Genomic DNA, 22,461 nt, shown 5'->3' with positions numbered 1-22,461 from the left:
CGCGCCCGCCGTGCTCAGCGCCGCAGCGTCCGCGCCCAGTCGTCCGGCACCCGGCCCGCCGGACCGGGGGACGGCTGGTCCTGGGGGTGGCTGCCCGGCGGGGCGAGCTCGGGCCCGGACTCCCGCACCTCGCCGGCCGCGTAGTCCCAGAACCAGTCCTCGCCCGGCTCGTAGCTCTGCACCAGTGGATGCCCGGTGGACCGGTAGTGGCCGGTCGCGTGCTGTCCGGGTGAGCTGTCGCAGCAGCCGACGTGGCCGCAGCTCGCGCAGCGCCGCAGATGGAACCACCAGCCGCCGGCCGCGTCGCACTCGGCGCAGCCGGTGCCGCTCGGCGGGACGGTGGGGTCGATTCCGGTGTCGCTGGTCATGCCGGCTCCTCGGTCGGTTCGGATACGGCGGTGAGGGGCAGGAGCACCTGGAAACGGGTGTCCCCCGGAACGGACTCGACCTGGAGCGAGCCGTGGTGCTTGTCGACCACGATCCGCCAGGAGATGTCCAGGCCGAGCCCGGTGCCCTCGCCCACCGGCTTGGTGGTGAAGAACGGGTCGAAGACGCGTTCCCGGATCTCCGGGGCGATCCCGCCGCCGGTGTCGCGGAACTCCACCAGCAGCCGGTCGTGGTGGAGCGCGGTCCGCACGGTCAGCGTGCCGTCGCCGCCCGTGGCGTTCATCGCGGCGACGGCGTTGTCGATCAGGTTGGTCCACACCTGGTTGAGTTCCGCCGGATAGGCCGGAACCTTCGGCACCGTGCGGTCGTACTCCTTGACGACCTCGATCCGGGGGCCGATCTTCCCGGACAGCATCACCAGGGTGCTGTCGAGCAGTTCGTGGACGTCGACGGTCCGGTGCGGCGCCCGGTCGAGCTGCGCGTACTGCTTGGCCGCGTCGACCAGGTGCGAGATACGGGCGGTGGAGTCCGCGATCTCGTTCATCAGCAGCTCGGTCTCGACGGTGTAGTTGAGCCAGCCGACCGCCCCCGGCAGGATCTCCTCGTCCACGGCCGCCGCGACCTGCTCCAGCCACTCGGTGTCGAGTCCGGCCTGCACGAAGGTCGGCGCGAGCTGCCAGCCCTGGTCGATGCCGCGGTCCTCCAGCCAGTCGGTGAGCGCGTCCTCCCGGTCGGCGGCCTCCAACGGGGTCAGCGAGGGTGCCTTGGCGACCCGCTCGGCCGTGCGCTCCTGTATCTCGATCAGCCCCGCGAGCGCGTCGCGGGAGAACGGCCCCTCGGCGATCACGGCCAGCTTGTGCCGCATCTTCGCCACCCGCTCCCGCAGCGCCGAGGTGGCCCGCACGGCCGCCGCCGCCGGGTTGTTCAGCTCGTGCGTGAGTCCGGCGGACAACGAGCCCAGCGCCAGCAGCCGTTCGCGCTGCCCTATGGTCCGCTGGGTGTTCTTGGACCCGAAGAACAGCCCCTCCAGCAGGTGCACCGCCATCGGGAACCACTCCCGCATCACGGCCGCGAACGTCTCGGCGGGCAGGACGAAGAAGCGCGTCGGCTCGGTGACCCGCATGGAGTTGTTGTAGACCTGCGGCACCCGGTCACCGACGTAGGCCTGCATCGCGCCCGCGTACACCCCGCGCTGCGAGGTGCGGTTGGTCTCCACATCGTCCCCGCCGACCCTGCGGGAGAGGACGACCGATCCCTCCAGCATCACGTAGAAGCACGTCGCGTCCTCGCCCTCGGTGTACACCGGACCGGGCTCGAACAGCTCCACCCGGCCCTCGGCGCACAGTCGGCCGAGCTGCTCGGGCGTCAGCTTCTCGAACAGGAACAGCTCCCCGATCTCCCGGGGACTGCACGGCATCGGCCGCCCGCTCACGACTGCTCCAGGTACCGGTGGACGAGCATCACGGCCATGGCTCCCTCTCCTACGGCGGACGCGACCCGCTTCGCGGACCGGGCGCGGGCGTCGCCCGCCACGAACACGCCCGGCACGCTGGTCTCCAGGTGGTACGGCGGCCGGTCCAGCTCCCAGCCGGCGGGCGGCCGCCCGTCGGAGGTCAGGTCGGGCCCGGCCAGGATGAACCCGCGTTCGTCGCGCAGCACCGTTCCGTCCAGCCACTCCGTCCGCGGGGCCGCGCCGATGAACACGAACAGCCACTGGGCGTCGACGAGTTCGCTCTCCCCGCTCGCCGGGTCGCGCAGCGTCAGCCGCTCCAGGTGCCCGTCGCCGTGCGCGCCCTCGACGACCGTGCCGCAGCGCACCCGGATGTTGGGCGTCTGCTCGATCTGCTGGATCAGGTAGTGCGACATCGACGCCGCCAGGGAGTCGCCGCGCACCAGCAGCGTCACGGACTTGGCACCGCGGGACAGGTACATCGCCGCCTGCCCGGCCGAGTTGGCGCCGCCCACGATGTACACGTCGTGGTCCTGGCAGGCCGCGGCCTCGGTCAGCGCGGAGCCGTAGAAGACCCCGCAGCCGGTCAGGTCCTCGGTGCCCGGTGCGGCGAGCTGCCGGTAGGAGACGCCGGTCGCCAGGATCACGCTGTGCGCGGCGATCGCCGAGCCGTCCGAGAACCGCACGATCCTCGCCGCCCCGCTCGCCTCCAGCCCGGTCACCTCGCGGGCGGTGAGGATCTCGGCGCCGAACTTCGCGGCCTGCCGCCGGGCCCGCTCGGTGAGCTGGCCGCCCGAGACGCCGTCGGGAAAGCCCAGGTAGTTCTCGATGCGGGAGCTCTGCCCGGCCTGCCCGCCGGTCGCCGACCGCTCCACCAGCACCGTCCGCAGCCCCTCCGAGGCCCCGTACACGGCAGCGCCCAGCCCGGCCGGTCCGCCGCCGATCACCACCAGGTCGTAGAAGTCCGCGGCCGGGGTCGTCGCCAGGCCCACCCGCGCGGCGAGCTCGGTCGCGCCGGGCTCCACCAGCGGCGTCCCGTCCGGCGTGATCACCACCGGCAGCCGCTCCCCGTCCTGCCCGGCCGCCGACAGCAGCCGCCGCCCCTCCGGCTCGTCCGAGGAGTACCAGCGGTAGGGCACCTGGTTGCGGGCCAGGAACTCCCGGACCTCCGAGGACCGCGCCGACCAGCGGTGGCCGACGACCTTGGTGCTGGGCACCGGACGGTGGTCCCCCGCACGCCAGGCCTGGAGGAGGTCGTCCAGGACCGGGTAGAGCTTCTCCTCGGGCGGGTCCCACGGCTTGAGCAGGTAGTGGTCCAGGTCGACGACGTTGATCGCGTCGATCGCCGCGTCGGTGTCCGCGTACGCGGTCAGCAGCACGCGCCGGGCGCCCGGGTACACGTCCAGCGCCTGTTCCAGGAACTCGATGCCGTTCATCTGCGGCATCCGGTAGTCGGCGAGGATCACGGCCACCAGGTCGCCGCGCAGTTTCAGTTCACGCAGCGCCTGGAGCGCCGACTCGCCGGACTCCGCCCGGACGATCCGGTACGAGGCGCCGTAGCGCCGCCGCAGATCCCGGGCGACGGCGCGGGAGACCCCCGGATCGTCGTCCACGGTCATGATGACGGTCCGCGTCGCCCCGTCGGCCTGTGCCATGCGTCCCCCACGTCGAACGGCCGGGTTCACGGCACGGCGTCCCCGTCACCGCACCGGCCTCAGGCCATCGTATGTTCGATCGCGGCACCCCGCTCAGGCAGCGGGACGGCCGCCCCGGGGCCCCAGCACGCAGAACTCGTTGCCCTCCGGGTCGGCCAGCACCACCCACGGCTGCTCGCCCTGCCCGACGTCGACCCGGCGCGCGCCCATGCGCAGCAGGCGGGCCACCTCGGCCTCCTGGTCGTCGGGCCGGAAGTCGAGGTGCAGCCGGTTCTTGACGGTCTTGCCCTCCGGCACCGGGACGAAGAGCAGCCCCGGCAGCCGGTCCGCCCGCGGACGGATCTCGTACTCGTCGGGCGTCGTTCACCACCACCCAGCCGAGCGCCTCGGTCCACCAGCGCCCGAGCGCCTCGGGATCGGCCGCGTCGACGTTCACCTGCTCCCACTCCAAGGTCATGCGGACAGCGTAGGGAAGACTGGTCCCATGGACGACGTGACCGCGACACAGGGAGGGACCCGCATGACGCGCCCGATCACGGCAGGGGTGGACGGTTCGCAGGAGAGCCTGGCGGCGCTGGCCTGGGCGGCCAGGGAGGCGGTCCGGCGCGAGGCACCGCTGTGTGTCGTGCACGCCTGGCGGTTCCAGCCGCAGGACACGGCCGGCGCCGGGGACCGGGACGCGCAGGAGCGGTCGGTGCGGGACGCGGTCGCCGAGTCCGTCCGTACCGTCACCGAACGGCACCCGGAACTCACGGTGGACACGGAGGTCCGTGAGGCCGACGACGCCGTCGCCGCGCTGCTCGCCGCCGGGGCCGACGCCGAGGCGCTGGTGCTCGGCTCGCGCGGCCACGGGGCGGTCGTCGGATTCCTGCTCGGCTCCGTCGGCCAGCAGGTGATCGCGGAGGCCACCCGGCCGGTGGTCCTCGTGCGGGACGGGGACGAGGCCGCCACCGAGGCCGCCGGCCGCGAGGTCGTCGTGGGCCAGCAGGGGGAGCCCGAGGACAGTGCGGACGTGATCGGGTTCGCCTTCGAGGCCGCCGCCGCTCGCGGCGCCACGGTGCGCGCCGTGCGGGCCTGGACCCTGCCGACGGTGTTCACCTACAGCCCGGGCTCCATGGCGCTCGCCGACGAGGCCGGCGGACTGGAGCAGTACGAGCGCAAGGCGCTCGGCGAGGCGCTGGGGCCGTGGCGCGAGCGCTTCCCCGACGTCCCGGTGATCGAGCACGTGGAGATGGGCAGCGCCGGCCAGGTACTGCTGTCGGTGGCCGGCGGCGCCCAGCTGGTGGTCGTCGGCCGCCGCGCCCGCCGCACGGCCGTCGGCGCCCGCATCGGCTCCGTGGCGCACGGCGTGCTGCACCACGCGGACTGCCCGGTCGCGGTGGTCCCGCACGCCTGAGGGCCCCTCGCACGCCTGAGGTCCCCCCAGCCGCCGGACGGCCCGGCACCGGCCGAAGGCCCGACCGGCCCCGCACACGGCCGGCCGGCTCAGTACCCCCGAAGGCCCGTGGGCCGCTCAGTCAGCCGTCGGCTGGAGCGTCTCGCGGGCCTTCGGCAGGATGTTGGCGATGTAGTCCGCGACGGCGGTCTCCAGGCCGATGTCGTGCTGCGCCCGCTCGGACAGGTACCAGCGGTGCTCCAGCAGCTCGTGGTAGATCTCGGCCGGGTCCATCGCGCCGCGCAGCTCCACCGGCACCGCCCGCACGGTGGGCCGGAACACCTCGCGCACCCAGCGGTGTGCGAGGACCTCGGGGCGGGCGCCGAGGGGGTCGCCCGGGGCGTAGTCGTCCTGGGTGGCCATCCAGCTCTCCAGGTCGTTCAGCAGCCGCCGGGCCTGGTTCTCCTCGGCGTCCAGCCCGGTCAGGCGCAGCAACTGGCGCTGGTGGTGGCCGGCGTCGACGACCTTGGGCACGAAGGTGACCGTGTCGCCGTTGGAGGCGTGCTCGATCTGCATCTCGGCCACGTCGAAGCCGAGGTCGTTGAGGCGCCGGATGCGGCGCTCGATGTAGTGGTACTTGCCCGCCGGATAGACGGAGGTGCGGGTCAGCTCCTCCCACAGGCTCCGGTAGCGGGCGCAGATCTCGGTGCCGAAGTCGATGGGGTCGACGGAAGGGTGCAGCGCCCCCGACGCCTCGAGGTCGAGGAGTTCCCCGCTGATGTTCACCCGCGCGAGGTCGAGGTCGTAGTCGCGCTGCCCGTCGCTGAGCCGCTGGTGCAGCTCTCCGGTCTCGGCGTCCACCAGGTAGGCGGCGTAGGCGCCCGCGTCACGGCGGAAGAGGGTGTTGGACAGCGAGCAGTCGCCCCAGGCGAACCCGGCGAGGTGCAGCCGGACCAGCAGCACGGCCAGGGCGTCCATCAGGCGGTGCATGGTGGCGGGGCGCAGCGTCGTCTCGAACATCGACCGGTACGGCATGGAGCCGCCCAGGTGCCGGGTGATCAGCACCGGTTCCAGCGGATCGCCCGAGGCGCCGGTGCGGCCGGTGACCACGGCCAGCGCGTCGACCGCGGGGATCGCGAGGCGGTCCAGGTCGCGCAGCAGTTGGTACTCGCGCAGCGCGGGCCGTTCGGCCAGCTCCTTGACGGCGATCACCTCGTCGCCGGCCCGCGCGTAGCGGACGACGTGCCGGGAGATGCCGCGCGGCAGCGGCACGAGGTATTCCTCGGGCCACTCCTCCAGCGGCGTCTGCCAGGGCAGTTCGAGCAGGAGCGCGGGGTGCTCCGGGTTGGTGGCGCTGATCTGCAAGGCCATGCCCCGACTCTAGAACGCCCGTTCCCGGGCCTGGCGCGCGGCTTCCTTCACGAGGCCGCGGTGGACCGGTCCGTGCCCGGGGAGCAGGACGTCGGCGTCGAGTTCCGCGATGACGTCGAGGGAGGCCAGGGCACGCGCCCGGTCGTGGTGGAACATGTCGGGCAGCAGCTGCGGTCCGGGGATCCGCGAGGTGGCGTGGGCGCTCACCAGCGCGTCGCCGGAGACGACCACTCCGGCGTCGGGGAGGTGGTAGACGCAGTGCCCGTCCGTGTGCCCGGGCGTGTGCACCGGCACGGGCCGCCCGGGCAGGTCCAGGGCGCCGTCGCCGGGGAAGGGCTCCGGCGAGAGCACCGGGTGCCGCTCGGTGCCGCCGGAGCGCAGCACGTGCAGCGCCCACGGCAGCACCCCCGGCCGCCAGGCGTTGCGCAGTACGGTGCGGACGGACACCTGCTGGAGGAAGTCCCGCCGGGCGTGGGGCACTTCGGCAGGGTGGAGGAGGACCGGGGTGCCGTGGGCGGCGCGCAGGTACTGGGCCGAGCCCAGGTGGTCGTTGTGGGCGTGGGTGATCAGCACGGCGGCCACCGCCTCCGGAGAACTCCCCACGGCGGCCAGGGAGTCCAGCAGCGGCCGCCGGTCGCCGGGGTAGCCGGTGTCGATCAGGGTGACCGCGTCGCCGTCGGTGAGGATCACCCAGTTGGTGTGGCCGCCGTGCACCAGGTAGGTGCCGTCGGCGACCTGCCGTACGTCCGCGCGCATGGGGTCTCCCGTGTGCCTGTCGCTGCCCGTCGGGCGACAGCCAACCAGACGCGGCGGTCGTGAAGGGCGCGCGACTCTCAGCGCACGCCGTGCGGGCGGAACTGGATGCTGATGCGGGGTCCGGCGGCGCGGGTGCTCTTGGGGACGCAGTGCTCCCAGGTGCGCTGGCAGGAGCCGCCCATCACGATCAGGTCGCCGTGGCCCAGCGGCCGGCGCACCGTGTCCCCGCCCCCGCCCACCGGACGCAGCAGCAGATCGCGGGGCGCGCCGACCGAGAGGATCGCGACCATCGTGTCCTGGCGCGCGCCCCGGCCGATCCGGTCCCCGTGCCAGGCGACGCTGTCCCGGCCGTCGCGGTAGTGGCACAGCCCGGCGGTGGTGAACGGTTCGCCCAGCTCATCGGCGTAGTGGGCGGTCAGCGCGGAGCGCGCCTCGGCCAGGAGCGGGTGGGGGAGGGCGTCGCCCGCGCCGTAGAAGGCGAGCAGCCGGGGCACGTCCACCACCTGGTCGTACATGGCCCGCCGCTCGGCCCGCCACGGGACCTCGGTGGCCAGCCGCTCGAACAGCGCGTCTGCTCCGCTCAGCCAGCCGGGAAGCAGGTCGATCCAGGCGCCGGCGCCCAGGTCGGTGCGGCGCAGTCCATCGAGCGGGCCGAGCCGGGCCTCGTCGGCCTGGTCGAAGAGCGAGCCCTGGAGGTGCGTGGTCATGGAGCCAGCCTACCCCTGGTTCGAAAATCTGTTCTATCCACCTCGTGGGCATCTCCGCTGTCGCGGCCCTTTCGATACATCGGTGTATCCGATACATTCGCGCATCGGACGCGGGGGAGGGCCGGGATGGCGGTGAAGGCGACGACCGGGCGGGTGACCAGGCGCCGCGTGCGCACCCGCGCGAACCTCCTGGAGGCCGCGTTCGGCGTGTTCGCCGCCAAGGGGTTCGGGCGGGTGTCGATCGAGGAGGTCTGCGAGGCGGCCGGGTACAGCCGGGGCGCCTTCTACTCCAACTTCGACAGCCTCGACGAGCTGTTCTTCGCCCTCTACCGGCAGCGGGCCGACCTGATCGCCGAGCAGGTGTCCGGCGCCCTCGCCTCCGACGGCCCCGACCTGGACGTACCGGGCGCCGTGGACCGGGTCACCGAGGTGCTGCTCCTCGACCGGGACTGGCTCCTGGTGAAGACGGACTTCCTGGTGCACGCCGCCCGCGACCCCGCCGTGGCCCGGTCCCTGCTGGAACACCGGGCACGCCTGAGGCGGGCGATCGCCGACCGGCTCGTCCGGGCGCGGGGGCACACCCCCCTGCCCGCCGTGCTGGGCGACGCGGAGGGTGCCGCGCACGCCGTGGTGGCCGCGTACGACGGAGTCACCACCCAGCTGCTGCTGGACCGGGACGTCGAGCACGCCCGGGACTGGCTGCGACAGCTGCTCACCGCATTGCTCACCGACGGCAGTACTCGTCAATGACGGAACAGGAAGGGACGGTCGCCATGGATGCCGACGTCATCGTGGTCGGAGCGGGACTGGCGGGCCTGGTCGCGGCGCACGAGCTGACCAGCCGCGGCAGGAGGGTCGCCCTGGTCGACCAGGAGAACGCGGCCAACCTCGGCGGGCAGGCCTTCTGGTCCTTCGGCGGCCTCTTCCTCGTCGACTCCCCCGAACAGCGCCGCCTCGGCGTCAAGGACTCCGTCGACCTGGCCTGGAGCGACTGGCAGGGCAGCGCGGGCTTCGACCGGACCGAGGACGAGGACTCCTGGGCGGTGCGCTGGGCACGCGCCTACGTCGAGTGGGCGGCGGGGGAGAAGCGCTCCTGGCTCGCCGGTCACGGCATCACCTTCCTGCCCACCGTGGGCTGGGCCGAGCGCGGCGACCTCCGGGCGGGCGGGCACGGCAACTCCGTGCCGCGCTTCCACATCGCCTGGGGCACCGGCACCGGGGTCGTCGAGCCGTTCGTCCGGTACGCGAAGCAGGCGGCCCGCGACGGGCTGCTCACCTTCCACCACCGCCACCGCGTCGACCACCTGGTCGTCGAGGACGGCACGGCGCGCGGCGTGCGGGGCACGGTCCTCGCCGAGGACCACTCGCCCCGCGGTGTCGCCTCCAACCGCGACGCGGTCGGCGAGTTCGAACTCACCGCCCGGGCCGTGATCGTCACCTCCGGCGGCATCGGCGGCGACCACGACATCGTCCGCCGCCACTGGCCCGAGCGCCTCGGCACCCCGCCCGCCGAGATGGTCACCGGCGTCCCCGCCTACGTCGACGGGCGGATGCTCGACATCAGCGCCGAGGCGGGCGCCCGCCTCGTCAACCGCGACCGGATGTGGCACTACACCGAGGGCGTGCGCAACTGGGACCCCATCTGGCCGGGCCACGGCATCCGCATCCTGCCCGGCCCGTCCTCGATGTGGTTCGACGCCCTCGGCCGCCGGCTGCCCGAGCCCTGCCTGCCCGGCTACGACACCCTCGGCACCCTGCGGCACCTGCGCACCGCCGACGGCCTCGCCGGCCACGACCACTCCTGGTTCATCCTCACCCAGAAGATCATCGAGAAGGAGTTCGCGCTCTCCGGCTCCGAGCAGAACCCCGACATCACCGCAAAGGACCGCGCCGGCTTCCTGCGCGAACGCGTCCTCGGCAAGGGCGCCCCCGGCCCGGTGGACGCCTTCCTGCGCCGGGGCGCCGACTTCGTGAGCGCGCCCGACCTGGAGCAACTCGTCGACAGGATGAACGCCCTCACCGACAAGCCGCTCCTGGACGCCGCCTCGATCCGTCGCCAGATAGAGGCCCGCGACCTCCAGATGGCCAACCCGTACGCCAAGGACGCCCAGGTGCAGGGCATCCGCAACGCCCGCCGCTACATCGGCGACCGCCTCGGCCGGGTCGCCGCCCCGCACCGCATCCTCGACCCCGCGGCGGGCCCGCTGATCGGCGTCAAGTTGCACGTCCTCACCCGCAAGACCCTCGGCGGCATCCAGACCGACCTCGACTCCCGCGCCCTCGGCGCCGACGGCACGCCCGTCGACGGTCTGTACGCGGCCGGTGAGGTGGCCGGTTTCGGCGGGGGAGGGGTGCACGGGTACAACGCTCTGGAGGGCACCTTCCTCGGCGGCTGCCTGTTCTCGGGGCGCGCGGCGGGCCGGGCCGCGGCACGGCAGACGGCCTGAGCTACGCACGCGCCTCAGCACGCCTTCGACCCGCTCCCGGGGGCACCCGGCGCCGGCCGCTCCGGCTCCTCACTCCTCGCCGAGGAGCCGGAGCAGCACGGAAGCGTGGCTCTCCTCGGGGGACTTGGACGCCGTCAGCAGCGTCACGTCACCCTCGCCCGCCAAGTCCCGCACGCGGTCGAGGAGCTCCACCGCCTCCGGGGCCGTCAGCTCGGCCTCGTACCGCTCGGCGAACTCCTCGTACGACCCCTCGCCCGCGTGGTACCAGCGGCGCAGCTCCGTCGACGGGGTGAGGCCCTTGGGCCACTCGTCCACGTGTGCCGCGTCCTTGGCCACGCCCCGCGGCCACAGCCGGTCGACCAGGACCCGCACGCCGTCGTCCGGCTCGGGCGGATCGTAGATGCGGCGCACCCGCACGCTCATGGCCGGTCCCCTCTCGACGGCGCCAGTGCTGCCGTGAGCCTACGTCCGCTGCCCACGGGGTGCCGGGGACGCGTGCGCCGTTCGGGAACGGCCCGGTTCCCCGCCGCCTTCCGGGTACTCCGTCGCCCTGACGGTGTGACGAGTGAGGTCGGCGCATGCCCGCATCGCACGGGTCGGCGGTCGCGCGGTCACTCGGCGAACTGACCGAACTCGTCCGGCGGCACCGGGGCCTGAGGGCCGAGCCGAGGTGGAACGCCTCGAGCGCCCCTGGGGACCCCTGTGCCGCACCGGCCGCTGAGGGGAGCCGGCGGGACTCAGCCGGACTTCCTGCGCACGGCCTCGCGGCGCTTGAGCGCCCGGCGTTCCATTTCACTGGTCCCGCCCCACACGCCGATGGACTGCCCGGTGTCGAGCGCCCATCGCAGACACTGCTCCCGCACCGGGCAACGCCGGCAGACCGCCTTCGCCTGCTCGGTCTGCAAAGCGGCCGGTCCGGTGGTGCCGATGGGGAAGAACAGGTCGGGGTCCTCCGTGCGGCACTCGGCGTGCTCTCGCCAGTTGTCCATCAATGTCACCTGCGATCGGTATCGTTCGCGCCCTCGTGAATGCCTTGCTCCGTTCCGGGTGGCCTGTCGATCCGGGGCGAAACCGGCGCGGCGCCTTCGATCGCGTCCCGTGTCTACCGGCGCAGCGCCTCCGCCGCCGCCGACGCCACCGCCTCGGCCACCGTGGCCAGCGCCGGGGAGTCGAGCTTCCACTGCTGCCAGTACAGCGGGACGTCCACCGACCGGTCCGGCGCGAAGTCGACGAGCCGGCCGCCGCTGAGCAGGGGCCGGGCCTGTGGTTCGGGCACCATGCCCCAGCCGAGACCGGCGGCGACCGCGTCGACGAAGCCCTCCGAGGTCGGTACGTAGTGCCGCGCGGGTCCCGCGTCGCGGTGACCGAGCCGTCGCGCGAAGCCGTCCTGGAAGTCGTCCCGCCGGTCGAAGAGCACCACCGGCGCCCCGGCGAGCGTCTCGCCGGGCGGTCCGTCGAGGTGGCGCGCGGCGAAGTCCGGGGCGGCGCAGGGGAGATACCGCATTCGCCCCAGGTACCGGACGGTGCAGCCGGGAACCGGGTCGGGCGACGAGGTCACCGCGGCCATCACCACGCCCTCCCGCAGCAGGGCCGCCGTGTGGTCCTCGTCCTCGCGGCGCAGCTCGAAACAGAGCGCGGGCTCCCGGGGGACCCGCGTCAGCGCTCCCAGGAACCAGGTCGCGAGCGAGTCGGCGTTCACCGCCACGGAGACCCGGGTCGGCTCCCCGGCCCCGCTCAGCCCCAGTTCGGCGTGGGCGTCCCGTTCCAGCCGGGCCACCTGGCGGGCGAGGCGCACCAGCACCGCCCCGGACTCCGTGGGCCGCACCGGCTTGGTGCGCAGCAACAGCACCCGGCCGGTGCGCTGCTCCAGCGCCTTCACCCGCTGGCTGACCGCGGACGGCGTCACGTGCAGCGCCGCGGCGGCCGCGTCGAAGGTGCCCTCGTCCACCACGGCCAGCAGGGTGCGCACCTGGTCCAGGGGAAGGTCGGCCGGTGCCGGCATGCTCGGTCCCGTCATCACAGGAGCTAAGGATACGTAAGAACCTTTAGCTGTACGGGCAGTGATCGCGCGCTTAGCGTCGGAGCCATGACCAACGCCCTCACCGCCGCGGCCGCCGGCTTCGGCACCGGCCTCTCGCTCATCGTCGCCATCGGCGCGCAGAACGCCTTCGTCCTGCGCCAGGGCGTCCGCCGCGACGCGGTTCTCGCCGTGGTCGGCATCTGCGCACTGTCCGACGCCCTGCTCATCGCCCTGGGCGTCGGCGGGGTCGGCGCGGTGGTGGTGGCGTGGCCGGAGGCCCTGACCGTGATCGGCTGGATCGGCGGCGCCTTCCTGCTCTGCTACGGCGCCCTGGCCGCCCGGCGGGTGTTCCGGCCGGCCGGCGGACTGCGGGCGGAGGGCGACGCGGCCGGCTCGCGCCGCCGGGCGGTCCTCACCTGCCTGGCGCTGACCTGGCTCAACCCGCACGTCTACCTCGACACCGTGTTCCTGCTGGGTTCGGTCGCCGCCGACCGGGGGCCGCTGCGCTGGACCTTCGGCCTGGGCGCCGTGGTCGCCAGCCTGTGCTGGTTCGCCGCGCTGGGTTTCGGCGCCCGCTACCTGGGCCGCTTCCTGGCCCGCCCCGGGGCCTGGCGGGTGCTCGACGGACTGGTCGCCGCCACCATGATCGTCCTCGGGATCACGCTCATCGCCGGGGCCTGAGCGGCCACGCGGGGCCGGGAAGCTCGAACGGAGCTGCGATAGTAAGCCCGCAGCACGAAAGATGTATCGAGCACGTAGGAAGCGCGTGGACACCAGCGAGAGCAGTACCGAACCCGGGTCGAAGGACCCCGCCCCCGACGGGGCACCACGGCGCCGCCTGCGCCGCTGGGCCATGGACACCCGGCCCCTGCGCCGCCCGGCCTACCGCAGGCTGTGGTCCTCGACCATCGTCACGGCGGTCGGCAGCCAGCTCACCGCCGTCGCCGTGCCCAAGCAGATCTACGACATCACCGGCTCCTCGGCCTGGGTCGGCGCCGCGAGCCTCGCGGGCCTGCTGCCGCTGATCGTGTTCGCGCTGTGGGGCGGCGCGGTCGCCGACACCATGGACCGCCGCAAGCTGCTGCTGATCACCAACACCGGCATCGCCGTGACCTCGGTGCTGTTCTGGCTGCAGGCGGTCACCGGCCTCGAGTCGGTGGCCGCCCTCATGCTCCTGCTCGCGCTCCAGCAGGCATTCTGGGGCCTGAACGCGCCGGCCCGCAATGCCTCCATCGCCCGTCTGGTCCCCGAGGACGAGCTCCCCGCCGCCAACGCGCTCGGCTCGACCGTCATGCAGACCGGACAGGTGGTCGGCCCGCTGCTCGCCGGCGCCCTCATCCCGGTCGTCGGCCTGGCCGAGCTGTACCTGATCGACGCCCTGGCCCTGTGCGTCACCGTGTGGGCGGTCCACAAGCTGCCCGCGCTGCCGCCGCTCGCGGGCACGGCGGCCCGGCGCGCGGGCGTCCGGGAGGTCGTGGCGGGCTTCCGTTACATCGCCGGGCACAAGGTGCTGCTGCTGTCGTTCCTGGCCGACATCGTGGCCATGGTCCTCGGGATGCCCCGCGCCCTGTTCCCGCAGCTCGCCTCCGAGACCTACGCCGGCTACGGCGAAGGTCTCGCCCTCGGGCTGCTGTTCGCGGCGATCCCCATCGGCGCGGTGGCCGGCGGGCTGTTCTCCGGCGCCTACTCCCGGGCCCGCCGGCACGGCTGGATGGTGATCGGCGCGGTCGTGGTCTGGGGTGCCGCCATCGCCGGCTTCGGGCTGAGCTCCAGCCTCTGGCTCGCGGTGGCGTTCCTGGCGGTGGCCGGAGTCGCGGACATGGTCTCCATGGTGTTCCGCGGGGCGATCCTGCTGTCCGCCGCGACCGACGAGATGCGCGGACGCATGCAGGGCGTCTTCACCGTGGTCGTGGCGGGCGGTCCCCGCCTGGCCGACGTCCTGCACGGCGGCGCGGGCTCGGCCTTCGGCGCGCGCGAGGCGGCGGCCGGCGGCGGTGTCCTCGTCGTCGTGGTGATGCTGGCCCTGGCGGCCGCGGTGCCGGCGCTGCGCCGCTACCGGGTCTGACGGCGCTTCACAGCGAACCGCGCCCGTGCAGCGCGTAGTGCTCCATGAGCCGGCCCCTGGTGGTCTCCAGCCGGTGCGCGAGGATCTCGGCGACCGAGCGCACCAGCACGATGCCCAGCTGCGGGTCCTCCTCGCACAGGCGGAGCACCGAGGCCGCGTCGAACTCGTAGGCGCGCACCGGGCTGAAGGCCTCGGCGCCGAAGTCCCACTCGTAGGGCGGGAACAGCCAGGACCAGCCGAGCAGGTCGCCCGCGCCGAGACTGGCGACCGTGACCCGCTGCACGGAGGTCACCTCCTGGGTCAGGGAGACCGCGCCGGTTCGGATGACCCAGAAGCGGTCGGCCCGGCCGCCCGCCTCGAAGATCCGGGCGTCCTCCGCGAAGGAGACCTCCCGGGCGAGCGCGGTCAGGCGTGCGCGCTGCGGCTGGGGGAGTGCGGTCAGCAGTTTGATCGCTTTGGTCATGGCACGGGGCTCCTCGCCGGCGATTCGGTTCCGGGGCTTTCCCTATGCCCATTTCAGACGCTGCCGGCGCCCCAGGCACCTCGGCGGACGGCGGATCCCGTACGGATTCCGTGCCGGAACCGGGGACGGGCGCGACAGGGCATGAAAAAGCCCTGGCTGGACGGGGGAAACCAGCCAGGGCCGTAAGCGGTGACGTACGAAGGACGCTGCGTCGACCTCGTCGCCACGTATGGATGAACGCTAAACCATCTACGGGCGTTCCGCGAACCCCGGACCGGGGCACGTGACCCGTTTCACTCGGCGTGACGCCCGGGGCCTCGTCCCTCGCTCCCCGCGACGACCCTGATGGTCCGCAGCGCGGGATCGCTCGGGTCCGGAAGGTACATCCCGGCGTCCAGGCCGCTGCGCAGATACCGCAGGACCGGCTCGGCCAGCCGCTCACCCGGCAGGACGGCGGGGATGCCGGGCGGGTACGGCGTGATCATCTCCGCGGCGACCCGGCCGGCCGCCCGGTCGAGCGGCACGTCCTCGGTCGGCCCGAAGAACGCGTCCCGGGGGAGCGCCACCTGCGGCATCCGCAGTCCGGCCGGCGAGGGCACCTCGACGCGCGGCGCGGGGTCCAGGCCCGGGGCGGCGCGCGCGAGGTCCTTGAGCGCGGCGAGCAGTTCCCCGGCCGTCTCCCGGTCGTCGCCGTGGGTGATCTGCATGCCGATGCGGCGGTGGTCGGTCAGGTGCGCGACCACGCTCCGGTGCTCCCGCAGCCAGTCCGCGGCCCGGAAGCCGGTCACACCCAGCCCGTCGAGGTCGATGACGACGGGCAGCGGGTCGAAGCCGTGGGCCCGCCCGGGGCCGCAGAAGTCCTCCCGGTCGTTCACGTGCATGCCGTCGATCTCCTCGACGGCCGCCCGCACCTCGGCCGCCAGCTCCAGCGCGCCGCCCATCAGCTCCCGGCCGCGCAGCGCCATCTGCCGCCGCCAGCCGTCCAGCCCGGCGAAGATCAGCGCCGACGGGCTGGTGGTGCCGAGCAGGTCCGCGCGCATGCCGAGCAGCTTCGGCGGCACCAGGTCACCGCGCAGATGGAACACGGAGCCCTGCTCCAGACCGCTGCCCATCTTGTGGATGCTGGTCACGCAGATGTCGGCGCCCGCGTCCATCGCCCACGAGGGCAGATCCGGGTGGAACGGCAGGTGCGCCCCCCACGCCTCGTCCACGATCAACGGCGCCGACCGCCGGTGGCACACCTCGGCCACGGCCCGCAGGTCGGCGCTCGCCCCGTACGGCGTCGGGCTGGTGATCAGCGCGCCCTTGGCATCGGGGTGCGCGGCGAACGCCCGCTCGAACTCCTCGGCCGACGGTGGATGGGCCAGGTGGAGCCACGCGTCCCAGCGAGGCTCCACCCAGACCGGCTCGATGCCGGACAGGATCAGCCCCGACACGACGGACTTGTGTGCGTCCCGGCCGATCAGCAGCTTCTCGTGCGGGCCCGCGACCGCCAGCATGGCCGCCTTCACCGACAGGGAACTCCCGCACGTCGAGAAGAACGTGTGCTGGGCGTGCACCGCGTCGGCCATCAGCTCCTGGGCGCGCTGGAGCACCCGCCCGCGGGTGAGCCGGTCGTCCAGCCCGCCGGTCGCCAGTACGTCGCCGTAGAAGACGGCGTCGCCCAGCACCTCGCGCACCTCCGGGTCGGCCCCCCGGGCCTGCTTGTGCCCCGGTGGGGTGAACGACAGCCGGCCCTCGCGGCGGTAGTCGACGAGGGCTTCCAGCACGGGCGCACAGGTGTGATCGGCTGTCATGCCGACCCGGTTTCCCGGCCCGGCCGTCGGCAATCCGCCCCGCGACCGGTCACCGGCTGTTCCGCCCCGGAGTCAGCACCTCGTCCAGCACCCGCAGGACGGCTTCGTACGCCACCGTCCGCACAGCGGCCTCCCGGGAGCCCTCCGGATCGGTCGGCCGCAGCTCCTCGCTCCGGGCCCGCCAGGTCCGTTGCTGCTCCACCGCACAGGCCCTCGCCCGGTGCATGCGGCGCAGCAGTTCGTCCGAGTCCACAACATCCGTCATGTCTTCCGTCTACCCCCGACGGCCGCCCGGATGGCCCCTGGGCCGTAAGGGGGGCCGGAGGTTTGGGGGTACCGGCAGAGGTCAGCCGGAAGTAACGGCTAGTCCCACCGACCAGGGAGCTGACGGATGAGTGAAAGGCACCCGACCCGACCTGCCGTCGCCCAGCCAGGCGCCGACCGGCACCGGCCGTGCCAACCCGCCGAGGCACGCCGGACCGTCGAACGCGTGGTCACCGAGTGCTGCGGCACCGGCGACCACGCCTCCTGCGACGCGGCCGCCCTCTCGGACGCCGTGCTGGTCGCCTCGGAACTGACCACCAACGCGATACTGCACGGCGGCGGCGTCACCGACTTCCGCGTCGACGTCGTCGGGCCCGGCGTCGAGCTGTCGGTGTGCGACCGCAGCCACGACCTTCCGGTGGCCGTGCCGCAGACCGACCCCGAGGGACGCCGCCGCGTCGGCGGCCGGGGCTGGCCCATCGTCTGCCGGCTGGCTCGTGACGTACGCGTGGCAGACCTTCCGTCGGGAGGCAAGTGCATCACCGTGGTCGTTCCGCTGTCCTGAGTACTTTTGCAAAAGCGGAGTTTGTTCCACCGGGGTCAGGGCAGTCGCAAGTTCGTGCTTCGGACCGGAGGCGCAGCAGCGGGAGCGGTATGGCTGCTCGGGCTCTCCGGGTGAGTGACCCGGCCGGCGCCGTTCCCGCGGAAAGTTCCCCTGAGACCACCGTTCAGGAGCGATCCGCATGCTCATCGAAACACCCACTGCCCGTCCCGCTACGCCCGAGTCCACCGACACCGCCGCCCCCGCCCGTCGTCGGCACGACGACGCCCCCGACACCATGGCCCTCTTCAGCCGGCTGGCCGGCCTCGAGGAGGGGCCCGAGCGGGACGCCGTCCGCGACGAACTCGTCACCGCGTGGCTGCCCATGGCCCACCGGATCGCCGGACGCTTCCGCGACCGCGGCGAGTCCATCGAGGACCTGCGCCAGGTGGCGGCGCTCGGCCTGGTCAAGGCCATCGACCGCTTCGACCCGGAGCGCGGCGCCTTCGAGAGCTACGCCGTGCCCACCATCACCGGCGAGGTCAAGCGCCACTTCCGGGACCGGATGTGGGCCCTGCGGGTGCCCCGCCGGGTCCAGGAACTGCGCAACAAGGTGCGGGTGGCGCGGCGCGAGCTCACCCAGAGCCCTGGCAGCCCCGAACCGTCGGTGGCCGACCTCGCCGCCCACACCGGGCTGACCGAGGAAGAGGTCAGCGCCGGGATGGAGGCGCTGGAGAGCTTCAGCACCCTGTCGCTGGACGCGGAACTCTCGGCCGGCGACGACGGCTACAGCCTCGCCGACACCCTCGGCGCGGCCGACACCTCGTACGACACCGTGATCGACCGCGAATCCGCGAAGGAAGGTCTGCGCAGGCTGCCCGAACGCGAGCGGGCCATCCTCTACATGCGCTTCTTCGAGGACATGACACAGAGCCGGATAGCCGACCGTCTGGGCATCTCGCAGATGCACGTCTCGCGGCTCATCAGCCGCAGCTGTGCCCGCGTGCGGGACGAGGCGATGGGACAGCGGACCGGCCACCGGGGCACAGGACGGCCGGTGCGGACCTGACGACCGGGCGACGAAGGAGGAACGAGAACGGATGCTGATGCCCCACCCCGCGGTGCTGCGCGGACTCCTCGACGAGTACGAGGCGACGGCCCTGCACGAACCCGCCGACGACACGGGCGGACCCGGTCCCCGGACGCGGGACCTGGCGTACACGCTGTGCGTGTCGACCGGCACGCGCGACGTGCGGCATGCCCTGGCGGCCGCCAGGCGGCAACTCGCGGCCCGTCCGGTCCCGGCGCCCGAGCCCGAGCCCGTGGTCGCGGTCGCGGCGGACTGAACGACGACGAGGACGGCTGCTGAACGACGACGAGGACGGCTGTCGGCCCGGCTGCCCGCACACCCGCCCGGCGGATGTGCGGGCAGCCGGGCTGTGTGAGGGCAGGCCCGGTCCTCGGGCGGCCGGAGACGACCGGACACCGGGTGTGCGGCCGGTGAGCCGGGGCATCCGCTGTCCCGGAGGGGAGGCTCACGATGAACGCACGTGTTCTCGCACATGCCGGCCGCGGCCGGGCCCGCCGGGCCGCGAACGGCTCGACCGCCGAGGGGGCCGCCCGGGCGGGACTCACCGCCCGCGGCGTCATCTACCTGCTGGTGGGTGTCCTGGCGCTGCAGATCGCCTTCGGCACCGGCGACCGGCAGGCGGACCGGGGCGGCGCCCTGGCCGAGCTGGCGGACAAACCGTTCGGCGCCGTACTGCTGTGGGCGCTCGGCATCGGACTCGTCGGCATGGCCCTGTGGCGGCTGACCGAGGCGCTCTTCGGCGTCACGGGCAAGGACGGGCGCACCGCGAGGAAGCGGCTGCCGGCCGCCGCCCGGTGTGTGTTCTACGCGTTCGTCGCCTACTCCGTCCTGGCCTTCGCGGCGGGCTCCGGCGGCGGCGGGTCCAGCGACCGGCAGTCCCGGGACGTCACGGCCAAGGTGATGGAGATGCCCGCCGGGCAGTGGCTGGTGGGCCTGGCCGGTGCCGGCATAGCCGTCGCCGGCGTCGTGATCGCCGTACAGGCACTGCGCCGCAGCTACCACAAGAAGCTCAAGCTCGGCGAGCTGAACCCCCGGACTCGGAGGCTGGTCGACGTCACCGGCGTCGGCGGGGGAGCGGCACGCGGAATCGTCTTCGCCGTGGCGGGCGGCTTCGCCGTACGCGCCGCCGTCGACTACGAACCCGACAAGGCCAAGGGCCTCGACGACACCCTGCGCTCCTTCGCCGGTACCCCGCTCGGCCCCTGGCTCCTGGTCCTCGTCGCCGCGGGTCTCGTGCTGTTCGGCGTCTTCTCCTTCGCCCTCGCACGCTGGCGGAGGGTCTGAGCCGCGCGGCACGGGGAACACGGGGCGAATGAACGAACACGAGATTCCTCCGCCGGACGGACGTCCCGTGGACGTCTACCTCGACCTCCTGCGCGTACGCATGGAGAACGACGACTACCAGCTGCTGCTCAGCGTGGTCGAACCGGTCCTCCAGGCCATCGACGAGCACCAGATGCCCACCATCGACTTCTCCCTGGACGGGGACAACGCCGAGGCGCTGCCCCAGGAGATCAGGGACGAGGCCGCCCTGGTCATCGCCACCGCGGTCACCGGCCGGCTGGACAACGAGGTCGTCGAGATCAGCACCGACGAGACCGGCCCGGTCCGGGTCGTCACCGACGCGGCCACCGCCTCCGACCCCGAGCGCCTCGGCGAGATCGCCGACTACCTCAAGGAACGCCACAAGCAGAACGAGGAACTGCGCGGCATAGCCGAGGCGAGCGGTCTGCCCAGCGACTTCTGACCGTCACCGCTTGGGCGTCGCCATCGGCACGCCGAGCGGCCGGGCCAGGCCGACCACCGCCTCGTCCAGACGCTCCAGGTGCCGCAGTACCCGCCCGGTGATCCGGCCGTACCGCGGCACCCCGCCCGCCTCGAACTGCAGCAGCGAGGCGATGCTCGGCCCGGTCTCCACGGCTGTCTCCGCGTCCTCGTCGGCGACGTGCGCGGCGATCGCCTCGATGTTGCGCACCGTGCGCCGCACCGCGCCCCGCAGCCGCGGGTCCGCCGCGATCGAAGGGTGGGTGGGCAGCAGCTCGGCCGTCGCGGCCAGGGACCGGGCGTGGTACGCGCACGTCTCCAGCAGCGCCACCACGTACTGGGCGGTGTCGCGGCGGGCCCGCAGCGGGGTGATCGGATGCGTCAGCGGCGAAGTGGCGGCCCGCAGGTCGCCCAGCGCCTGGTCCAGGTCCCGCGCCTTGTCCAGCAGATCGGCCGCCGGCCCGCCGCTGAGCTGGTCCACGGCCCCCTCGGTGACGTCGGTGAGCCGCTCCAGCACCGTACCGAGCAGTTCGTTCGTACGGCGGTCGGTCCGTATCGGCAGCACCAGCGCCGCCGCGACGATCCCGCAGGCCGCGCCGAGCGCCGTCTCCTCGATGCGCAGCAGCAGCACCGACAGGCTGTAGGTGTGCAGCAGCGTGTACAGCAGCCCGAGCATCGCGGTCACGAAGAACGACATCAGCGTGTAGGACAGCGGCGCCGTGTAGAACATCGCGAAGATCAGCAGCAGCACCAGCCCGAACGCGACCCAGGTGTGGTCACCCACCACGCCGGCCAGGACGATCCCGGCCACCACCCCGAGCAGGGTGCCCACCACCCGGCGGTAGCCCTTGACCAGGATCTCACCGGTGGACGCCGTGTTCAGGAAGACGATCCAGCACGCGAGCACCGCCCAGTACCAGCGCTGCGAGGACAGGAACTCACCGCCGACGATGGCCAGCGAGGAGCCCACCGAGACCTGCACAGCGGCCCGCGTGGTGGGGCGCCGCAGTCCGGTCGGCTCGTCCTTCTCCGCCTCCTCCTCACCGGCGTCGATGGCGGCGTCCTCGGCGTCCAGCTCCTCCCGGGACCTGGTGGTCGCGGGCGTGTCGTCGGACTCGTCCTGCGGCCCGTCCAGGGCGATCCTCAGGCCCATGACCGCTCGCGCGGTCTCACCGATCCCGCGGAACACGTCCTGGACGGCCGGGATCGCCTCCGGCAGGTTCTCCTCGTCGCGGTAACCGAGCAGCCGGTTGCGCAGGTGGGACAGCGCCGTGCCGCGCGCCTCGGCGGGCGGCCGCAGCACCAGGGTGCGCAGCGCCCCCAGGTCCCGGCGCAGGATCTCCGTGGCCTCGCCGGGCGCCGGTGAACTGCCCACGGCAGGCGCCGGCGCCCCCGGCAGGTGCAGGGTCAGGGTGTCCGCCCGCTCGGCGCTGCGCGCGGTCAGCAGGAGCAGGCCCAGCCGCTCGGCGGCGATCTCGGCGTCCGCGATGCGCCGCTGCACCAGCCGCGCCGTGGACGCGTCCGGGGTGCCGTCCTCCAGCCGGGACTGGATCATCAGGGCCGTCTCGTGCAGGCGCGCGGTGCCGTCCCGCAGGTGCTCCAGCGTCCGGTCGATCCCGTCCGGACCGGCGTCCAGCAGCTCGATCTGCGTGGCGATCAGCTGGGCCAGTCGCGCGCGAAAGGCCTGCCGCAGCCGCTGGAGGATGCCCGCCGGGGTCGCGGGCACCACGGCGAAGCGCACCACCGCACTGCACACGAACGCCACCGTGATGGCGCCCAGCAGGCCCGGCAGCACCGACGGGTCGCCGCCGACGAACAGGGAGACGAAGTAGACCTGGAAACCGATCAGCCCGAGCGCCGTGCCGCGGTCGCCGAACCGCCTGACGAAGACGGCGAAGAAGATGAGGACGACGAAGAAGACGTCGCCGATGATCACCCGTGAGGTGAGCAGCGAGCTGACCGACACCGAGGCCAGGGCGACGGGCAGGCCCAGTGCCAGGGTGACCGCCTGCGCGCCGAGCTCCTTCTCCCGGATGGCGAAGGTGGCGACCATCGCCGCCATGGCGCCCGCCACCAGGTGCGGGACGTCCGCGCCGAACAGGGCGAGCACACCCAGCGCCAGCGCGATGGCCCCGACCGTCCGCAGGCCCGCCGTGAGCCGCAGCAGCCCGGGGTCGGACGCGGCGACGCGGTCCCGCAGCCGTGTCCGCACCGAGCGCCCCGCTGCCTTCACGCCGCCGTACACTCTCCCGACTCACACGCCCGACTCCCGGCCGGTTCGCGCCGAGATCCACTTCTCAGGATGTCATG

Annotated in this window: 23 protein-coding genes and 1 pseudogene; 10 read left to right on the top strand and 14 right to left on the bottom strand. The window is 73.4% G+C overall.

Translation table 11 applies throughout. From position 1 onward, the window contains the following. Nucleotides 1-14 precede the first annotated feature (14 nt). From ACLIN4_RS03155 to ACLIN4_RS03140, 4 genes and pseudogenes are all read right to left on the bottom strand, one after another. The gene (locus ACLIN4_RS03155; RefSeq protein ID WP_107478296.1) at nucleotides 15-368 is read right to left on the bottom strand and encodes a UBP-type zinc finger domain-containing protein; all 354 of its coding nucleotides are present in this window, start codon (nucleotides 366-368) and stop codon (nucleotides 15-17) included. After that, entirely contained in the window at nucleotides 365-1,819 is a 1,455-nt protein-coding gene (locus ACLIN4_RS03150; RefSeq protein ID WP_290013951.1) for an ATP-binding protein, read from the bottom strand. The genes ACLIN4_RS03155 and ACLIN4_RS03150 overlap by 4 nt, the downstream gene beginning before the upstream one ends. Continuing rightward, nucleotides 1,816-3,492, bottom strand: coding sequence for an FAD-dependent oxidoreductase (locus ACLIN4_RS03145; protein WP_100046409.1), 1,677 nt, complete (start codon nucleotides 3,490-3,492; stop codon nucleotides 1,816-1,818). Before ACLIN4_RS03145 ends, ACLIN4_RS03150 begins: the two co-directional genes overlap by 4 nt. Nucleotides 3,493-3,585: 93 nt before the next feature. Continuing rightward, nucleotides 3,586-3,949, bottom strand: a pseudogene (locus ACLIN4_RS03140) (VOC family protein). 63 nt (nucleotides 3,950-4,012) lie between these two features. Here ACLIN4_RS03140 and ACLIN4_RS03135 point away from each other — a divergent pair. Then, nucleotides 4,013-4,888 carry a universal stress protein gene (locus tag ACLIN4_RS03135; protein ID WP_257101669.1) on the top strand — a complete coding sequence of 292 codons (876 nt, stop codon included), beginning with the start codon at nucleotides 4,013-4,015 and terminating at the stop codon, nucleotides 4,886-4,888. A gap of 117 nt (nucleotides 4,889-5,005) precedes the next feature. On the opposite strand, the gene ACLIN4_RS03130 is transcribed toward ACLIN4_RS03135, so the two are convergent. The 3 genes from ACLIN4_RS03130 to ACLIN4_RS03120 all read right to left on the bottom strand — a co-directional run bounded on the left by ACLIN4_RS03130 (nucleotide 5,006) and on the right by ACLIN4_RS03120 (nucleotide 7,701). Beyond that, the gene (locus ACLIN4_RS03130) at nucleotides 5,006-6,238 is read right to left on the bottom strand and encodes a DUF4032 domain-containing protein (protein WP_100046406.1); all 1,233 of its coding nucleotides are present in this window, start codon (nucleotides 6,236-6,238) and stop codon (nucleotides 5,006-5,008) included. A 9-nt stretch (nucleotides 6,239-6,247) separates the two neighbouring features. Then, on the bottom strand, nucleotides 6,248-6,994 hold the full coding sequence (locus tag ACLIN4_RS03125; protein ID WP_107478293.1) for an MBL fold metallo-hydrolase: 747 nt from the start codon (nucleotides 6,992-6,994) through the stop codon (nucleotides 6,248-6,250). Between the two features lie 77 nt (nucleotides 6,995-7,071). Then, entirely contained in the window at nucleotides 7,072-7,701 is a 630-nt protein-coding gene (locus tag ACLIN4_RS03120; RefSeq protein ID WP_107478292.1) for an alpha-ketoglutarate-dependent dioxygenase AlkB, read from the bottom strand. A 126-nt stretch (nucleotides 7,702-7,827) separates the two neighbouring features. On the opposite strand from ACLIN4_RS03120, the gene ACLIN4_RS03115 reads away from it, so the two are divergent. Further along, nucleotides 7,828-8,451, top strand: coding sequence for a TetR/AcrR family transcriptional regulator (locus tag ACLIN4_RS03115; protein ID WP_107478291.1), 624 nt, complete (start codon nucleotides 7,828-7,830; stop codon nucleotides 8,449-8,451). Between the two features lie 23 nt (nucleotides 8,452-8,474). Continuing rightward, nucleotides 8,475-10,148 carry an FAD-binding dehydrogenase gene (locus ACLIN4_RS03110; RefSeq protein ID WP_107478290.1) on the top strand — a complete coding sequence of 558 codons (1,674 nt, stop codon included), beginning with the start codon at nucleotides 8,475-8,477 and terminating at the stop codon, nucleotides 10,146-10,148. Between the two features lie 69 nt (nucleotides 10,149-10,217). Here ACLIN4_RS03110 and ACLIN4_RS03105 read toward each other — a convergent pair whose 3' ends face one another. From ACLIN4_RS03105 to ACLIN4_RS03095, 3 genes are all read right to left on the bottom strand, one after another. Further along, the gene (locus tag ACLIN4_RS03105) at nucleotides 10,218-10,571 is read right to left on the bottom strand and encodes a DUF488 domain-containing protein (RefSeq protein ID WP_107478289.1); all 354 of its coding nucleotides are present in this window, start codon (nucleotides 10,569-10,571) and stop codon (nucleotides 10,218-10,220) included. Nucleotides 10,572-10,885: 314 nt separating this feature from the next. After that, nucleotides 10,886-11,137, bottom strand: a complete 252-nt coding sequence (locus ACLIN4_RS03100) for a WhiB family transcriptional regulator (protein ID WP_100046401.1) — start codon at nucleotides 11,135-11,137, stop codon at nucleotides 10,886-10,888. Between the two features lie 113 nt (nucleotides 11,138-11,250). Next, nucleotides 11,251-12,165 carry a LysR family transcriptional regulator ArgP gene (locus tag ACLIN4_RS03095; protein ID WP_257101668.1) on the bottom strand — a complete coding sequence of 305 codons (915 nt, stop codon included), beginning with the start codon at nucleotides 12,163-12,165 and terminating at the stop codon, nucleotides 11,251-11,253. Between the two features lie 69 nt (nucleotides 12,166-12,234). Here ACLIN4_RS03095 and ACLIN4_RS03090 point away from each other — a divergent pair, with 69 nt between their 5' ends. Together ACLIN4_RS03090 and ACLIN4_RS03085 are read left to right on the top strand one after the other, a co-directional pair. After that, on the top strand, nucleotides 12,235-12,849 hold the full coding sequence (locus tag ACLIN4_RS03090) for a LysE/ArgO family amino acid transporter (RefSeq protein WP_107478286.1): 615 nt from the start codon (nucleotides 12,235-12,237) through the stop codon (nucleotides 12,847-12,849). 85 nt (nucleotides 12,850-12,934) lie between these two features. Continuing rightward, nucleotides 12,935-14,233 (top strand): MFS transporter, encoded by a 1,299-nt coding sequence (locus tag ACLIN4_RS03085; protein ID WP_289908507.1) that lies wholly within the window; start codon nucleotides 12,935-12,937, stop codon nucleotides 14,231-14,233. 7 nt (nucleotides 14,234-14,240) lie between these two features. On the opposite strand, the gene ACLIN4_RS03080 is transcribed toward ACLIN4_RS03085, so the two are convergent. The 3 genes from ACLIN4_RS03080 to ACLIN4_RS03070 form a co-directional block, all read right to left on the bottom strand. Continuing rightward, complete coding sequence (locus tag ACLIN4_RS03080; RefSeq protein ID WP_107478284.1) at nucleotides 14,241-14,696, bottom strand: cyclic nucleotide-binding domain-containing protein; 456 nt, start codon at nucleotides 14,694-14,696, stop codon at nucleotides 14,241-14,243. 293 nt (nucleotides 14,697-14,989) lie between these two features. Beyond that, a complete protein-coding gene (locus ACLIN4_RS03075; protein WP_382021808.1) occupies nucleotides 14,990-16,492 on the bottom strand; it encodes an aminotransferase class I/II-fold pyridoxal phosphate-dependent enzyme in 1,503 nt (500 codons plus the stop codon). A gap of 49 nt (nucleotides 16,493-16,541) precedes the next feature. Next, the gene (locus ACLIN4_RS03070; RefSeq protein WP_107478283.1) at nucleotides 16,542-16,757 is read right to left on the bottom strand and encodes a hypothetical protein; all 216 of its coding nucleotides are present in this window, start codon (nucleotides 16,755-16,757) and stop codon (nucleotides 16,542-16,544) included. A gap of 126 nt (nucleotides 16,758-16,883) precedes the next feature. Between ACLIN4_RS03070 and ACLIN4_RS03065 the strand changes: the two genes are divergently transcribed. The 5 genes from ACLIN4_RS03065 (at nucleotide 16,884) to ACLIN4_RS03045 (ending at nucleotide 20,134) form a co-directional block, all read left to right on the top strand. Further along, a complete protein-coding gene (locus ACLIN4_RS03065; protein ID WP_107478282.1) occupies nucleotides 16,884-17,321 on the top strand; it encodes an ATP-binding protein in 438 nt (145 codons plus the stop codon). A 178-nt stretch (nucleotides 17,322-17,499) separates the two neighbouring features. After that, on the top strand, nucleotides 17,500-18,366 hold the full coding sequence (locus ACLIN4_RS03060) for a SigB/SigF/SigG family RNA polymerase sigma factor (RefSeq protein ID WP_100048084.1): 867 nt from the start codon (nucleotides 17,500-17,502) through the stop codon (nucleotides 18,364-18,366). 31 nt (nucleotides 18,367-18,397) lie between these two features. Next, nucleotides 18,398-18,643: a DUF5133 domain-containing protein gene (locus ACLIN4_RS03055; RefSeq protein ID WP_107478281.1), complete on the top strand. Its 246-nt coding sequence runs from the start codon at nucleotides 18,398-18,400 to the stop codon at nucleotides 18,641-18,643. Between the two features lie 194 nt (nucleotides 18,644-18,837). Then, complete coding sequence (locus ACLIN4_RS03050; RefSeq protein WP_381914539.1) at nucleotides 18,838-19,671, top strand: DUF1206 domain-containing protein; 834 nt, start codon at nucleotides 18,838-18,840, stop codon at nucleotides 19,669-19,671. Between the two features lie 28 nt (nucleotides 19,672-19,699). Next, nucleotides 19,700-20,134 (top strand): hypothetical protein, encoded by a 435-nt coding sequence (locus tag ACLIN4_RS03045; protein WP_100048081.1) that lies wholly within the window; start codon nucleotides 19,700-19,702, stop codon nucleotides 20,132-20,134. Nucleotides 20,135-20,137: 3 nt separating this feature from the next. Here the strand turns inward: ACLIN4_RS03045 and ACLIN4_RS03040 are convergent, their stop codons facing one another. Beyond that, nucleotides 20,138-22,384 carry an FUSC family protein gene (locus ACLIN4_RS03040; RefSeq protein ID WP_307653277.1) on the bottom strand — a complete coding sequence of 749 codons (2,247 nt, stop codon included), beginning with the start codon at nucleotides 22,382-22,384 and terminating at the stop codon, nucleotides 20,138-20,140. Nucleotides 22,385-22,461: the final 77 nt, after the last annotated feature.

It is taken from the genome of Streptomyces mutabilis (genome assembly GCF_046628145.1).
Lineage (GTDB): Bacteria > Actinomycetota > Actinomycetes > Streptomycetales > Streptomycetaceae > Streptomyces > Streptomyces mutabilis.
The sequence above is the reverse complement of the archived record's forward strand: the minus strand, read 5'-3'. Positions and strand labels throughout refer to the sequence as shown.

What these genes read in the sequence shown, in the direction of transcription:
- ACLIN4_RS03125 (WP_107478293.1), bottom strand. Translation starts at nt 6,994, where the DNA reads ATGCGCGCGGACGTACGGCAGGTCGCCGACGGCACCTACCTGGTGCAC.
- ACLIN4_RS03110 (WP_107478290.1), top strand. Translation starts at nt 8,475, where the DNA reads ATGGATGCCGACGTCATCGTGGTCGGAGCGGGACTGGCGGGCCTGGTC.
- ACLIN4_RS03050 (WP_381914539.1), top strand. Translation starts at nt 18,838, where the DNA reads ATGAACGCACGTGTTCTCGCACATGCCGGCCGCGGCCGGGCCCGCCGG.
- ACLIN4_RS03075 (WP_382021808.1), bottom strand. Translation starts at nt 16,492, where the DNA reads ATGACAGCCGATCACACCTGTGCGCCCGTGCTGGAAGCCCTCGTCGAC.
- ACLIN4_RS03120 (WP_107478292.1), bottom strand. Translation starts at nt 7,701, where the DNA reads ATGACCACGCACCTCCAGGGCTCGCTCTTCGACCAGGCCGACGAGGCC.
- ACLIN4_RS03105 (WP_107478289.1), bottom strand. Translation starts at nt 10,571, where the DNA reads ATGAGCGTGCGGGTGCGCCGCATCTACGATCCGCCCGAGCCGGACGAC.
- ACLIN4_RS03060 (WP_100048084.1), top strand. Translation starts at nt 17,500, where the DNA reads ATGCTCATCGAAACACCCACTGCCCGTCCCGCTACGCCCGAGTCCACC.
- ACLIN4_RS03090 (WP_107478286.1), top strand. Translation starts at nt 12,235, where the DNA reads ATGACCAACGCCCTCACCGCCGCGGCCGCCGGCTTCGGCACCGGCCTC.
- ACLIN4_RS03080 (WP_107478284.1), bottom strand. Translation starts at nt 14,696, where the DNA reads ATGACCAAAGCGATCAAACTGCTGACCGCACTCCCCCAGCCGCAGCGC.
- ACLIN4_RS03135 (WP_257101669.1), top strand. Translation starts at nt 4,013, where the DNA reads ATGACGCGCCCGATCACGGCAGGGGTGGACGGTTCGCAGGAGAGCCTG.
- ACLIN4_RS03095 (WP_257101668.1), bottom strand. Translation starts at nt 12,165, where the DNA reads ATGACGGGACCGAGCATGCCGGCACCGGCCGACCTTCCCCTGGACCAG.
- ACLIN4_RS03055 (WP_107478281.1), top strand. Translation starts at nt 18,398, where the DNA reads ATGCTGATGCCCCACCCCGCGGTGCTGCGCGGACTCCTCGACGAGTAC.
- ACLIN4_RS03155 (WP_107478296.1), bottom strand. Translation starts at nt 368, where the DNA reads ATGACCAGCGACACCGGAATCGACCCCACCGTCCCGCCGAGCGGCACC.
- ACLIN4_RS03070 (WP_107478283.1), bottom strand. Translation starts at nt 16,757, where the DNA reads ATGACGGATGTTGTGGACTCGGACGAACTGCTGCGCCGCATGCACCGG.
- ACLIN4_RS03130 (WP_100046406.1), bottom strand. Translation starts at nt 6,238, where the DNA reads ATGGCCTTGCAGATCAGCGCCACCAACCCGGAGCACCCCGCGCTCCTG.
- ACLIN4_RS03145 (WP_100046409.1), bottom strand. Translation starts at nt 3,492, where the DNA reads ATGGCACAGGCCGACGGGGCGACGCGGACCGTCATCATGACCGTGGAC.
- ACLIN4_RS03115 (WP_107478291.1), top strand. Translation starts at nt 7,828, where the DNA reads ATGGCGGTGAAGGCGACGACCGGGCGGGTGACCAGGCGCCGCGTGCGC.
- ACLIN4_RS03065 (WP_107478282.1), top strand. Translation starts at nt 16,884, where the DNA reads ATGAGTGAAAGGCACCCGACCCGACCTGCCGTCGCCCAGCCAGGCGCC.
- ACLIN4_RS03045 (WP_100048081.1), top strand. Translation starts at nt 19,700, where the DNA reads ATGAACGAACACGAGATTCCTCCGCCGGACGGACGTCCCGTGGACGTC.
- ACLIN4_RS03100 (WP_100046401.1), bottom strand. Translation starts at nt 11,137, where the DNA reads ATGGACAACTGGCGAGAGCACGCCGAGTGCCGCACGGAGGACCCCGAC.